The 13694-nt window shown below is 55.1% G+C and carries 13 protein-coding genes and 1 pseudogene; 13 read left to right on the forward strand and 1 reads right to left on the reverse strand.

Features of this window, described 5'->3' with window-relative positions; genetic code table 11:
- The first annotated feature begins 2 nt into the window (after positions 1-2).
- The 12 genes from ACFODV_RS09065 (at position 3) to ACFODV_RS09120 (ending at position 11007) form a co-directional block, all read left to right on the forward strand.
- Positions 3-1163, forward strand: a complete 1161-nt coding sequence (locus tag ACFODV_RS09065; protein WP_379757920.1) for a LegC family aminotransferase — start codon at positions 3-5, stop codon at positions 1161-1163.
- Complete coding sequence (gene neuC, locus ACFODV_RS09070; protein WP_379757923.1) at positions 1156-2322, forward strand: UDP-N-acetylglucosamine 2-epimerase; 1167 nt, start codon at positions 1156-1158, stop codon at positions 2320-2322. Before ACFODV_RS09065 ends, neuC begins: the two co-directional genes overlap by 8 nt.
- The gene (locus ACFODV_RS09075; RefSeq protein ID WP_379757926.1) at positions 2319-3224 is read left to right on the forward strand and encodes a formyltransferase family protein; all 906 of its coding nucleotides are present in this window, start codon (positions 2319-2321) and stop codon (positions 3222-3224) included. The genes neuC and ACFODV_RS09075 overlap by 4 nt, the downstream gene beginning before the upstream one ends.
- Positions 3221-3901, forward strand: coding sequence for a PIG-L deacetylase family protein (locus tag ACFODV_RS09080; protein ID WP_379757928.1), 681 nt, complete (start codon positions 3221-3223; stop codon positions 3899-3901). The genes ACFODV_RS09075 and ACFODV_RS09080 overlap by 4 nt, the downstream gene beginning before the upstream one ends.
- Positions 3898-4968 (forward strand): N-acetylneuraminate synthase, encoded by a 1071-nt coding sequence (neuB, locus tag ACFODV_RS09085; RefSeq protein WP_379757931.1) that lies wholly within the window; start codon positions 3898-3900, stop codon positions 4966-4968. The genes ACFODV_RS09080 and neuB overlap by 4 nt, the downstream gene beginning before the upstream one ends.
- Entirely contained in the window at positions 4965-5621 is a 657-nt protein-coding gene (locus ACFODV_RS09090) for an acetyltransferase (RefSeq protein ID WP_379757934.1), read from the forward strand. The genes neuB and ACFODV_RS09090 overlap by 4 nt, the downstream gene beginning before the upstream one ends.
- 7 nt (positions 5622-5628) lie before the next feature.
- Entirely contained in the window at positions 5629-6684 is a 1056-nt protein-coding gene (locus ACFODV_RS09095) for a nucleotidyltransferase family protein (RefSeq protein WP_379757937.1), read from the forward strand.
- A gap of 99 nt (positions 6685-6783) precedes the next feature.
- Complete coding sequence (locus ACFODV_RS09100; RefSeq protein ID WP_379757940.1) at positions 6784-7797, forward strand: Gfo/Idh/MocA family protein; 1014 nt, start codon at positions 6784-6786, stop codon at positions 7795-7797.
- Positions 7794-8501 carry an acylneuraminate cytidylyltransferase family protein gene (locus ACFODV_RS09105; RefSeq protein WP_379757944.1) on the forward strand — a complete coding sequence of 236 codons (708 nt, stop codon included), beginning with the start codon at positions 7794-7796 and terminating at the stop codon, positions 8499-8501. The genes ACFODV_RS09100 and ACFODV_RS09105 overlap by 4 nt, the downstream gene beginning before the upstream one ends.
- Entirely contained in the window at positions 8498-9301 is an 804-nt protein-coding gene (locus ACFODV_RS09110; RefSeq protein ID WP_379757947.1) for an SDR family oxidoreductase, read from the forward strand. The genes ACFODV_RS09105 and ACFODV_RS09110 overlap by 4 nt, the downstream gene beginning before the upstream one ends.
- A 13-nt stretch (positions 9302-9314) precedes the next feature.
- On the forward strand, positions 9315-9848 hold the full coding sequence (locus ACFODV_RS09115) for an acyltransferase (RefSeq protein WP_379757950.1): 534 nt from the start codon (positions 9315-9317) through the stop codon (positions 9846-9848).
- 100 nt (positions 9849-9948) lie between these two features.
- The gene (locus ACFODV_RS09120; RefSeq protein WP_379757953.1) at positions 9949-11007 is read left to right on the forward strand and encodes a hypothetical protein; all 1059 of its coding nucleotides are present in this window, start codon (positions 9949-9951) and stop codon (positions 11005-11007) included.
- A gap of 39 nt (positions 11008-11046) precedes the next feature.
- Here the strand turns inward: ACFODV_RS09120 and ACFODV_RS09125 are convergent.
- Positions 11047-12271: pseudogene (locus ACFODV_RS09125) on the reverse strand (ISL3 family transposase).
- 104 nt (positions 12272-12375) lie between these two features.
- Between ACFODV_RS09125 and ACFODV_RS09130 the strand changes: the two are divergent.
- On the forward strand, positions 12376-13494 hold the full coding sequence (locus tag ACFODV_RS09130) for an ISAs1 family transposase (RefSeq protein WP_379757971.1): 1119 nt from the start codon (positions 12376-12378) through the stop codon (positions 13492-13494).
- Positions 13495-13694: the final 200 nt, after the last annotated feature.

The raw sequence follows: 13694 nt of genomic DNA on the forward strand, positions 1-13694 counted from the left end.
CAATGCTGCAACCATTGATCGACTTCGTGCGCGACCACTATCGCACCAACGCCTTCATCCCGCTGCATGCCCCGGTATTCAGCGGTAATGAAAAGGCCTACGTGGGCGAGACCATCGATTCCACCTTCGTCTCCAGCGTTGGTGCCTTCGTGGACCGCTTCGAGCAAGATATGGCGGCCTACACCGGCAGCCCGCGGGCGGTGGCCACGGTCAACGGGACGGCGGCGCTGCACGTGGCACTGCGCCTGGTAGGCGTGGGGCCGGGCGACTATGTGATCACCCAGCCGCTGACCTTCGTGGCGACCTGCAATGCCATTGCCTACTGCGGCGCGATGCCGATCTTCGTCGATGTGGACCGACACACCCTGGGGCTATCGCCTACCGCGCTGGCAACGTGGCTCGAGGCCCACGCCTACCGTGACGACAATGGCGACTGCCGCAGGCGAGAGGATGATGGCGCTATCCGCGCCTGTCTGCCGATGCACACCTTTGGCCATCCGGCAGACCTAGACGGCCTGATGCGTGTGTGCCGCGACTGGGGCTTGCCGCTGGTGGAAGACGCCGCCGAGTCGCTGGGCAGCACCTATTATGGGCGGCATACCGGCACCATCGGTGATCTGGGCACGCTGAGCTTCAACGGCAACAAGGTGATCACCACCGGCGGTGGCGGGATGCTGCTGGCCGACCAGGCGCTGGGCGAGCGGGCCAAGCACCTCACCACCACCGCCAAGCAGCCGCATACCTACGAATACGTGCATGACGAGCTGGGCTACAACTATCGGCTGCCCAATCTCAATGCGGCGCTGGGCTGTGCCCAGCTGGAGCAACTCGATGCCTTTATCATCGAGAAACGCCAGCTGGCGGCGGACTACGCGGCATGCCTGGCCGGCAGCGAGTTGGCCTTTGTCACCGAGCCGGAAGGCTGTCGCAGCAACTACTGGCTGAATGCCGTCATTTGTCCGGATCGTAGCCAGCGCGACCAGCTGCTGAAGACCACCAACGAACAGGGGATCATGACCCGCCCGATCTGGCAGTTGATGAACCGCTTGACCATGTATTTCAATGCCCCCGCGGGCGAACTGCCCAATGCCCTGTGGCTGGAAGCGCGGGTGGTCAATTTGCCCAGCGGTATCCGCGCAGCTCAGGGAGCCGTTGATGCGTAAGATTGCGATCTTCACGGGCACACGGGCGGAGTATGGCCTGCTGTACTGGCTGATGAAGGAAATTGAACAAGATGAGTCATTGGAACTTCAGCTTATTGTAAGCGGTATGCATCTGTCGCCGGAATTTGGCGAGACCGTTACTGCGATTGAACAGGATGGTTTTAGGATTGATGCGCGGGTAGAAATGCTGCTTTCGTCGGGAACCGGTGTCGGTATCGCCAAATCCATGGGGCTTGGAACCATTGGCTTTGCGGATGCCCTAGACCGCTTGCGCCCTGACTGGTTGGTCGTCTTGGGGGACCGGTTTGAAGCCTTGGCTATTGCCCAGACAGCCATGGTTATGCAGGTTCCGCTGGCTCATATTCACGGCGGTGAACTCACAGAAGGCCTGATCGATGAGGCCATCCGTCATGCCATCACCAAGATGGCTCAGCTGCATTTCACAAGTACAGAAAGGTATCGTAATCGGGTCATTCAGCTTGGCGAACAGCCAGAACGGGTTTTCAATGTTGGTGCTCCAGCGCTTGAGAACATCCGTCGTCTTAAGCTGCTTGATCAAGCAGAACTAGAGCATTCTCTGAACTTCAAGTTCGGACAGTGCCCGCTTCTGGTAACCTATCATCCGGTCACACTGAAAGAGAGTGGGGGGATTGAATCGTTGCGGGACCTTTTAACGGCGTTGGAGGAGCTGCTACCAGACACCAAGGTCGTATTAACCTTTCCGAATGCAGATGCCCATGGCCGTGAGCTCATTCCTGTTTTGCAAACCTTTGCGAAAAAACACCCGGAGAGTGTCCTGCTCACCACATCACTTGGCCAGATTCGTTATCTTAGCCTCATGAAAATTTGTGGCGCTGTTGTTGGAAACTCATCTAGCGGACTTCTTGAGGCTCCGGCTATGGGTGTGCCGACAGTGGATATCGGCATCCGGCAGAGAGGGCGGCTAAAACCCGAAAGCGTTGTCCAGACTGAGGACGACCTGGAAGCGATCCGTCGGGCATTGAAAATAGCACTTTCACCCGCCCACCGTCAGAAATGCACCCAAGCTGACAATCCCTACGGAGACGGAAAAGTGGCTGAAAAGATCATTAATTATTTAGGGAATGTTTCCGGAAAGGAAAGTATCTTCAAGGCTTTTTATGACTTGGAATTGTCATGAGAATTTGTTTTATTGGCTGCGTTGAATTCAGTGGCCAGGCTCTTAATAAGCTATTTGCGATGGAGTCTACGGGGGTCTGCACGGTCGTTGGCGTTATCACAAAGAAAACTTCATCTTTCAATGCCGATTTTTGTGATCTTTCAGGCTGTATGGAAAAGGTGAACGCAGATCCGTCCATTGTCCACTTTTACGAAAATCAGGAAACGGCGAAAGCGTTTATCAAGAATGTCAGAGCGGACATTGTTTTCTGTTTTGGCTGGAGCTCGCTGTTGGGCCCGGAGCTGTTGTTGGCTGCACCTAGAGGTGTAATAGGATTTCATCCCGCGGCCTTGCCCCAAAACAGAGGAAGGCATCCAATTATCTGGGCGCTGGCGCTGGGGTTGGATGAAACGGCTTCCACGTTTTTCCAAATGGATGAAGGGGCGGATTCAGGGCCTATTATCTCGCAGAAGACTGTCCCCATTTCACCACCAGACAATGCCGGGACGCTTTACCAAAAAATCACCGAAACGGCCTTGGGGCAGATTGAGCAATTTACTTCAGTGCTGGCCCGGGGCAGGGGAGAATTTCAGCCCCAGGATCCTACTCAGGCGACTTACTGGCGAAAGCGTAGCGCAGTAGACGGCATCATTGACTGGCGAATGGATGCCAATGCCATCCATAACCTTGTCCGGGCATTACATCATCCATACCCGGGCGCTGAATTCCAGACCAGCAACCACGGCGTGGTAAAGGTATGGCAGACCAGCCTCACGGATACATCCTTTCCCCGGAATTTCGAGCCTGGCAAGGTCCTAGATGTGCAGCCTGGGCGGATTCTCGTCAAATGCGGTAGTGAGAGTGCGATTTGGCTGGAAAATATCGAGTCGGGATTAAGTTGCGTTGAGGGTGACTATTTATGACACAAGCATCACTCACGGCACTTGTTATTGCTCCCCACCCGGACGATGAAACCTTAGGGTGCGGTGGTACGCTCCTCAAGCTGAAAGCCCAAGGCGCAAACGTCCACTGGTTGATTGTTACGACTATTGCTTGCGTGCCAGGCTTTTCCGACGCTCAGGCACACAAGCGCGCCCGCGAGATTGATCAGGTCGCAGCAGAATATGGCTTTGATGGGGTGCACAAGTGTGAACTGCCAACCGCCAGGCTGGACACTTTGGGTAAGGGCGCGCTCGTGGGTGCGGTGGCCGAGGTAATCAATCATTTTAAGCCAGATACCTTGTTCTTGCCATACCGTAACGACGTGCATAGCGATCATGCGTCGGTGTTCGATGCCACTGTATCGGCCAGTAAAACTTTTCGGTCACCGTTTGTGCGATCGATCTATGTTTATGAAACATTGTCTGAAACGGACTTTGGTCTGCGCTCAGATGATCCAGGTTTTCGTCCCAATCTTTATGTTGATATCAGTGATTATTTAGAGAAAAAAGTTAATATTATGAAGCTTTTCGATGGAGAAATGGGCGAGTTCCCGTTTCCGAGAAGCGAAGAATGTATTCGTGCTCTGGCGACTCTCCGTGGTGCTCAGGCAAATGCCCAAGCAGCAGAAGCTTTCATGATTCTCAAGGAAATTCGATGAGTGTACGGCTATACGTCATCGCCGAAGCTGGAGTCAACCATAGCGGCGACCGCCAACGCGCCTTCGACCTGGTTGATGCGGCCGCCGATGCCGGTGCCGATGCGGTCAAGTTCCAGACCTTCAATGCCAAACGGCTGGCCGCGCTGACCGCACCCAAGGCCGCCTATCAGCAGCAGACCACCGCCTCCGATGAGAGTCAGCTCGAGATGCTCGAGGCGTTGGAGCTGCCCCTGGAATGGCACGCTCCGCTGCAGGCTCATGCGCACCAGCGGGGCATCGAATTTCTGTCCACGGCGTTCGACACCCAGAGTCTGGCGTTTCTGGAAACCCTCGACTTGCCGTTCTACAAGGTGCCCTCCGGTGAGCTTACCAACGGCCCCTTGCTGTGGGCTTTCGCGCGCACCGGCAAGCCACTGGTGCTCTCCACCGGAATGGCCACGCTCTCCGAGGTCGAGCAGGGGCTGGCCGTGATCAGTCATGCGCTGACCCATGATCAGCCGCCGACCTCACTGAATGCGGTTTGGCGGTGCTGGAGCGGCCCTGAAGCGCGTGCGGCGCTGGTTGGCCAGGTCAGCCTGCTGCACTGCACCTCGCAGTACCCCACCCCGATGCACGAAGTGAACCTCAAGGCGCTGGATACGCTAGCCGAGGTGTTCCGGTTGCCGGTAGGCTATTCCGATCACACCCAGGGCACGCTGATTCCGGTGGCAGCCGTGGCGCGCGGTGCCACCATCATCGAGAAACATTTCACCCTCGATCGCCAGCTGCCGGGGCCGGATCACAAGGCCTCGCTGGAACCGGATGAGCTCAAGCGGATGGTGGAAGAGGTGCGCGCCATTGCTGTCGCCCTGGGTGATGGGCAGAAGGTGCCCCAGGCGAGCGAATGGGATACCCGTGGGGCTGCACGGCAGAATCTGGTCGCGGCTGCCCCCATTCAGCAGGGCGAGCGCTTTACTGCGTACAACCTCACCACCGCGCGGGCCGGGCAGGGTGATCTGGCTATGGCCTACTGGGATCATCTCGGTCAGCCTGCTGCCCGCGACTATCAGGCGGGAGAAGCGGTGTGAGCCCTTTGCCCGTCATATTGCTGGGAGCCGGCGGGCACGCCAAGGTGGTACTCGACCTGCTCCATGCCCTCGATCGTCAGGTTCTGGGCGTCTGTGATCCGGGGCTGGCCGACCAAGGCATCTCACAATGGCGGGGCCTGTCGGTACTGGGTGATGACCATGCGGTCGGGCAATACGCCCCGGCTGACATCGAATTGGCCAACGGCACTGGTAGCCTGCCGGGCAACACGCTGCGGCGCCGCCTGCACGCTAAATTTACGGGGCTGGGTTACCGCTTTGCTACGCTGGTTCACCCCAGCGCCATACTTGGCTCGGGTGTCGAACTTGGCCAGGGCGTGCAGATCATGGCCGGGGTGATCGTGCAGGCGGATACCCGTATCGGTGATGACGTCATCCTCAACACCGGGGCACGCATCGATCATGATTGTCTTATCGGCGACCACGTGCACGTGGCTCCTGGCGTCGTTATGTCCGGTGATGTGACGCTGGGCAACGGATGCCATATCGGCGCCGGCGTTACTCTGCTGCAGGGAATTGCGCTCGGCAGCGAGGTCGTGATCGGCATCGGCACGACTGTGCTCAATAACGTGATGAGAGGGCATCAACAGACAGGCCAGCCGCCACGTGCACCACGCCGTATCAATCAGGAATGAGTTGACGATGAAAAATTGGGAACGCGCTTTGGTAAGCCCCGCGACCACGCTGGGCGAGGCGATCGAAGTGCTGGATCGTGAAGCCCTGCGCATTGCGCTGGTCGTCGATGATCAGCAACTCTTGCGTGGTACCTTGACCGATGGCGACGTGAGGCGTGCCCTGTTGGGCAAGCAAACGCTTGAGGCGACCGTCGAGGCCATCATGTTTCGGCATCCCAAGGTGGCGCATCGGGACTGGAGCAAGGCCCGCATGCTGGCCTGGATGGAGGAGCATGATCTTCTGCAGTTGCCCATCGTCGATGATGACCATCGTCTCATCGGGCTGGAAACGCTGCATGGTTTGCTGCAACGGCCGCGTCAGGACAACCCCGTCTTTCTGATGGCTGGCGGCTTTGGCAAGCGGCTTCGCCCCCTGACCAACACCTGCCCCAAGCCGATGTTGCGGGTTGGTGATAAACCGATCCTCGAGCTGATTCTCGAAGGTTTCGTCAATGCGGGCTTTCACCGCTTCTATATTTCCACGCATTACATGCCTGAGCAGATCCGCGATCACTTCGGTGACGGCAGCCAGTGGAACGTCAGCATCCAATACATACATGAAGAAACCCCGCTAGGCACCGGCGGCGCACTCGGCTTGCTTCCCCACGACGAAATCGACAAGCCGCTATTTATGATGAATGGTGATTTGCTTACCAATATCAACTACCTGGCGCTATTGGCATTTCATGAAGAGCACAGCGGTAACGCCACCATGTGCGTACGTGAATTCGAGTATCAGGTGCCTTACGGCGTGATTGAAGCCGACGGGCACCGCGCCAAGGCGATGGTCGAGAAACCCGTTCATACCTTTAATGTCAACGCCGGTATCTATGTGCTGTCCCCTGAGTTGGTCAAAAGCGTAGACCCAGATACTCGGGTCGACATGCCCACGCTCCTTGAGAAAGAAATATTGGATGGCCAAGGCGTAAATCTCTATCCGCTGAAAGAGTACTGGCTGGATATCGGGCAGGTCGATGATTTTCAGCGTGCACAACAAGATGTCATGAGTAAAGCGAGTGATTGAATTCGAGAAAATAATTTTTGTTTTCTGTCCAGAACGTGCAATGCCACTTCTTGGTAATTCGCGTGTGAGTGAAGCGGCCCTTTCGCCAGAGGAAGCATCATGATTTGTCGAGCGCTTGTGGTCGGTCTTGGCAGTATCGGGGCTCGACACCTGCGCTTGCTTCGCGAGGCTCTTCCTGAAGCCGAGATAATGGTGCTACGTCACAGTGACTGTGATGAGCCAATTCCCTTTGCGGATGGCTGCACGACACATCTGGAAGAGGCCTGCGCTTTTTCTCCGCAGGTGGCCATTATCGCCTCTCCCGCTCCCTTTCATCTCGAGACGGCACAGGCGCTGGCAGCCTGTGGTACGCACTTGCTGATCGAAAAGCCACTCGCGGTATCAAGCAAGGGAGTGGCGGCATTCCTGGCTGATTGTGCGACACTCGGCGTGCTCGTTCAGGTGGGTTATAACTTGCGCTGGCTGGAAACGCTGCAACGGTTTCGTTCCGAACTGCACGCGGGCCGCATTGGTGATGTGCAGGCGGTGCATTGTGAAATTGGCCAGTACTTGCCTGGTTGGAGGCCCGGTAGTGACTATCGGCAGACGGTTTCTGCCAGGCGTGAGCTGGGCGGCGGTGTCTTGCTGGAGCTGAGTCACGAGTTGGACATGCTTCGCTGGGTTTTCGGCGAGGTTGATTGGATAGGCGGGTGGATTGGCCGCTTGGGTAAGCTTGAGATTGATGTCGAGGATTGTGCCCATCTGAACCTTGGTTTCGCCGGAGGCTGCGTGGGGAGCTTAGGCATGGATTTCCTCCGGCAAAACACGACGCGTTGCTGCACAGCCATTGCCGAGGCTGGCTCGCTGCGGTGGGACGCTGTGGCTGGTGAGGTTTCTCTGTTTATGCCCGAGATCGGCCATTGGCAGGTCTTGATGCAGCAGACGTCACATCGCGATGATAGTTACCGTACTCAGATAACCCGATTTCTTGATGCGGTTGCAAATGGCCGGATCGACACTCTTGCCGCCACGGGTGAAGATGGGCTAGCGGTGCTTTATATGATTGAGGCGGCCCGTCAATCTGCTGAAGACAATGGGCGGCGCTGCCGGATTTCCAAAGGGGCAAAAGTATGAGCGGTATCACGGCCTTCGTTTTTGCGCGTGGAGGTTCAAAGGGCCTGCCAGGCAAGAACATCCGCTCCCTTGCAGGCAAACCTTTGATCGGCTGGGCCATCGAACAGGCCCTTGCCGTGCCAAGGATCGAACGGGTCATCGTTTCGACCGATTCGCAGGACATCGCGGACGTTGCGTGTGCCTACGGCGCGGAAGCGCCATTTATTCGTCCCGTTGCATTGGCCAGTGATACCGCTTCTGAACTGGATGCCTGGCGGCACGCGCTAGCGTTTTTGCAAGAGACAGAAGGCCAATTGCCCGAGGCTTTTGTTTCAGTTCCCGCTACGGCACCGATGCGCTTGCCTGAGGATATCGAAGCTTGCCTTGACCTCTATCAAGAGGGTCGCGCAGATGTTGTACTGACGGTTAGTGATGCCCACCGCAATCCATGGTTCAACATGGTCAGGCGTGCCGCAGATGGTACCGTTGCCTTGGTGAACAACCCTGAAGGCAGCATCACCCGGCGGCAGGATGCGCCTGAGGTTTATGATATTACGACCGTCGCCTATGTGGCTGACCCGCGCTTTATCATGGCGGGAAATCTTCTATTCTCAGGACGAGTGCGAGCAGCAACAATTCCGGTTGAGCGTTCCATTGATATCGATACGCTTCATGATTTCGAAATCGCCGAGTTTTTGATGAAAAAACGTTTGGAGACTTTATGACAACCCTGACCAAGCTTATGGATTTACGCGGCAGGCGGGCTTTGGTAACCGGTGCCGCCGGGGGGTTGGGGCGTACCATGTCCGATTGTCTGGCCGAGCTGGGCGCGGACCTGGTGCTAGTGGATCTTCCCGGCGTCGACATTGCCCCCCAAGCCACCGAACTGGCCGAATGCCACGGGGTAAGCGTACAACTAGAATACTGCGATCTTGAAGATGCCAGCCAGCGCGAGGCATTGGCCGCACGGGTTCTTGGCAACGGATCGGGATTGAACATACTGGTCAACAACGCTGCCTTTGTCGGTACCTCGGGCCTGAGCGGTTGGGCCGTGCCCTTCGAGGATCAAAGCGTGGAGACCTGGCGCCGCGCGCTGGAGGTGAATCTCACCTCGGTCTTCCATCTGTGCCAGCTCTTTGCGCCGGCGCTGAAAGCAGGAGCAGGCAGCAGCATTGTCAACATCGCCTCTATCTACGGCGAATACGGACCGGACTGGTCACTCTATGAAGGCACGTCTATGGCCAACCCTGCGGCCTATGGCGCGTCCAAGGGTGGAGTGATCCAGTTCACTCGCTGGTTGGCTACCACCCTCGGGCCTGAGGTCCGTGTAAATGCGATCTCGCCTGGTGGGGTGGCGCGTGATCAACCCGAAAGCTTTGTGGAGCGTTACGAAGCGCGCACCCCCCTTCGCCGTATGGCTACTGAGGATGATTTCCGCGGCGCCATCGCCTACCTGACTAGCGATATGTCGGCCTATGTCACGGGCCAGGTGTTGCGGGTAGATGGTGGGTGGGGGGTTTGGTGAAAGAGGCAACGGTATGATTTCACTGTTTCGTAGAATCCGTTTCTGGCTCACCGAGTCGCGCATCGGCCCTGACATGCCCATGACCCACTGGATGCTGCAGTTTCCAGGTTTGGGCCGCCGCCTAGCTGAACGTAAGTTCCGGAGTTTTGGCGAAGGCAGTTCGCTACGGCCCAATGTCTATGCTGTGCGTACCGACTGCATAGACATTGGTGAACGGGTAGTGATTCGCCCACAGACCATCCTGATGGCCAATGACCTAGCCAGTATTCGTATCGGCAGCGACGTGTTGATCGGATCGGGGGCGCATTTTTACGCCTCCAACCACCGCTTTGACCGTCGGGATCAGTTAATCGCAGACCAGGGTCACAGCTATACAGGGGACTTGGTAATTGAGGATGACGTGTGGATTGGGGCCAATGCGCTAATCATGCCCGGAGTTCGAGTTGGGCGGCATTCGGTGATTGCGGCGGGCAGTGTGGTCACGAAATCGGTGGAACCTTATAGTTTGTATGCTGGCGTGCCTGCACACAAAATAAAAGAAATTTGATAATAATTAATTGCTACAATAATAAGCCAAGTGTGATTTAATAGTGAGCAATTCAAATATTCGTTAAGAAATCTTTTGTGGGATAGCTCAGGGATTTAGTATGAATGTACTCATTACATTTGTAGAATGGAGGAAAAAGTACGCATATGCTTTGGGAGACATTTCGTTTATTGATAAGGTTTTTGACTGTAGTGTAATTGGTAATTCACCGGAATATGTTAATAGAAGTACAGGTTTTTCTGACAGTATTAAGTCGTACAAGCCAAGCTCTATTTCAGATCTTGTTCTTAATCTTGATTGCGATGCAAACTTGGATATTTACATCCTATTTCCAAGGCCAACTAGTCGTTGCTTGGAAATAATTAAGAGCTTGCCTCAAAAATCAAATATTAATATTATTTGCAATAAAGGAACAAGGTATACGGTACCTCCCTACATACTCCTTGCAAACTATGCGCTGAGTAAAATAACTAAGTTTTTTTCGCGCTCATTAGCCATAAAAATAAATGCTGTTTATACGAACGACAAACTAGTTAACGCAAAAGTGATTAGTTGCTTTAAGCCTAAGAAAGTGATGTGCATAAAGGCATTGGATTGTCCTCAAGAAAAAAAAAGCTGCAATAGAGACTCCGTTAAAACAGGTGTTTTTTATGATTCTTATTTTCCATTTCACAAAGAGTTAGCGCTGTATGGGGATGTGTGGATTTGTCCAGCAGGATTTTATGGACGAGTCAACACGTTGATGAAAACATTAAAGCAAGAAAAAAAATTGGATAAAATATTATTTTCACCGCACCCAAACAGCAATGGTGATGAATTAAAATATATTGATGATGAATTTCTTACTACGAAAAGTACAAGAGATTTAGTTTTAAATTGTAATTATCACTGGGCTTTTGGAAGCGATGCACTTTTTTTAGCATGCTTGCCGGAAAATTATATATGCTGCGTAGATTTCCCTGATATTTTGCCCTCTAAGATTTCTAAGTATATAAAATATAAGGCAAGGTTGCTTGCTGCAGATTATTTGACCTTAAGTGGTAAAAACGTAAAAGTCCGGACCAAAACAAAAAAAAATATAATTGCTAAAAGAAAATCGGTATTGAATTCTTTAGGGTTTAGTTGCTCTACATTGAGCGAGCAAGTTAAATTTAAATGACAGAATAATGTTTTATATAAATAAAGGTTCTTAGTCGTTTCATGTGGATTTGGCCTGATCAAGCAAGCGGCCCACGGGGCTGCCAATCAAGTAGATCATCGCGATGAAGTTGGCTTCGTTTCGATAGCCGCGTGCGCGTGACCTGGCGGCCTGGAAGAGCCTGTTCATGCCCTCCAGGCGTGCGTTGGTCAGGCCAGATAGCCGGCGCCTCACCACCTGCTCCACATGCCGCTCCAAGGTCGTCAGGGCCTTCGCTATCGGCGTGAGCAGTGGCTGATCGGTGACCGCCTCGCGCATGACCTCGAGGTAGTTCGTGATGCGCCACCGGGCGGCTCGCGGCGTCGGGGCCTTCTGGATCCAGCGCAGCTTCTCCTTGATCACCCAGGCATCGGCGGTGGCGCCAAGATCGGCCACCAGTTCCTGGAGTGCCGCCAGTTGCTTGGCCGTCAGGTTATCGTTATCCACGCGCTTTAGCACCGCCCACCGCAAGGCCTTAGGATGTCCCTTCTCTCGGCGTTCTTTCTTGCGGACCTCGTCCAAGGCCTTGGTAAAGGTCTGCACGATATGGAACCAGTCGACCGTGACCTCGGCGCTAGGCAGGTGCTCGGCCACGCCACTGAGAAAGGCCTGGGACATGTCACAGACCACTTCGACCACGTTGTCTGGATCACCATCATGTTCGGCCAGAAAGGCGCTGAAGGCCTCGATGGTGGCCTTACCATGGCCGGGGACGGCAAAGATCACCGGCTCATGTTTGCGCTGCATGTCGAGAAACACCGTCACATAGCGGTGACCACGCCGAAAGGCGGTTTCATCCAGGTTGACGGCCTCGACCTTGGACAGATCCAACTGACCCAGCATTCGTCCCACATAGTGGTGCACGATGCGCCACAGTCGCTTATCGGAGATCTCCAGTTGCCGGGAGACGGCGAGCAATACCGCAGCAAAATCGACGTTAATTTTTAAAGATCTGTCTTAATCAGGTTGACAGGTTCCGCACCTCGATGCGCTTGACGCCATGCGCGGGGCACTTGGTACGCGGCACTCGGGCATGCAGGTAGCAGTGGTGTTGGAAGAAGTTCAGATGCCGCCAGGTCTTGTCGGCAAAGTCGTGGGCAGGGCAGGTCTCGCCGCATTCCGGACAGGGATAGAGGCAGCCACGCTCGGCCTCGACATAGAGGTCCAGACGGTGGGGCGACACAGAGGTATCCAGGTGCTGGTCCTTGAGAATCCAGGGCGCTTCCAGGCCCAGGCCGAGGGTCATAATCAGGGAAAACGCATAAAAAACCGCTCTACGACGGGCCTTGTAGCGCTTTACCAGTAGGAGCTAATGTGGTCATCTAGCAGCTTTTGCTCATGGATGACCCGATGCTGACACCATCTCTTATGCACCATTTATCGATCGTTCCCGACTTCCGCCAGGCCTGGAAAGTGCAGCATCAGCTGACGGATATCCTGTTTCTGACCGTCTGTGCAGTGATTTGTGGTTCTGAGGGTTGGGACGAAATCGAGGATTTTGGCCGCGCGAAACTGGATTTTCTCCGCCAATACGGTGATTTTGAGGCGGGCATCCCCAGCCATGACACGCTCGCCAGAGTGATGGCCCTGGTGAATGCTGAGCAGCTGCAGACAGCATTTGCCGAGTGGATGAAGGCCTGCCATGACGTAACGGCTGGCGCGGTGGTGGCCATTGATGGCAAGACGCTGCGAGGGTCGTACTGCCGAGGAAAGGGTAAGGGTGCGATTCATATGGTCAGTGCTTTCAGTGCGGCGAATGGGGTGGTGCTGGGCCAGGTCAAGACGGCTGAGAAATCCAATGAGATTACGGCGATTCCCGAGCTGCTCAAGCTACTGAATCTGCAAGGCTGCCTGGTGACGATTGATGCCATGGGCTGCCAGAAGAAGATCGCCACGCAAGTCCTGCAGAAGGGCGCCGATTACCTGCTGTCAGTGAAGGACAACCAGCCGGCCTTGGCTGACGCCTTCGAGGGAGCGTTCCCCATGGCCAAGGTGGTCAACTTCGAGGGGGATGCGTATGTCACAGACGAGAAGAACCGAGGCCGACAGGAGACGAGGTACCATATCGTTAGCGAAGTTACTGAAGAGTTTCAGGAGCTTAGCTATGAGTGGCCCGGGCTGAAATCGGTAGGCGTGGTGATGAGTTTCCGCCAGGAAGGGGATGAGGTGCCAGAAGCACCGATGATCCGTTACTACATCAGCTCAGCGGATCTGAGCGCCAAGAAGCTTGCCGAAGCGGCCCGCCAGCATTGGTTTGTCGAGAATAAGCTCCACTGGTCGCTGGATGTGGCGCTTCGCGAAGATGCCTGCAAAATCCACCGTGGTCAGGCGGCAGAAAACCTAGCCAGAGTCCGCCATATTGCCTTGAATTACCTGAAAGGGGAGACGAGGTTCAAGGGCGGAATTCGGCGGAAACAGAAGAAAGCGGCGCTGGATGAGACGTACCTAGCTGACATTCTCGCGGTGTAAGTTTTTTCATGCGTTTTCCCTGGGGTCATAATCTGGGTACCGTCCATGCCATGCCTCCTGTCATCGTTGAGGCTCGGCGGTCTCAAGTTCCAAGCGCAACACTATTGAAGGGTGCTCGGGCCACTAACCGATTTCTTGAGCACCTCGGCGTAAACTTCCAGCGGCGTGCGCCAGTCCAATGTCTTGCGCGGCCGCGTGTT

Origin of the sequence: Halomonas tibetensis (genome assembly GCF_042643535.1) — a bacterium.
GTDB classification, from domain to species: domain Bacteria; phylum Pseudomonadota; class Gammaproteobacteria; order Pseudomonadales; family Halomonadaceae; genus Halomonas; species Halomonas tibetensis.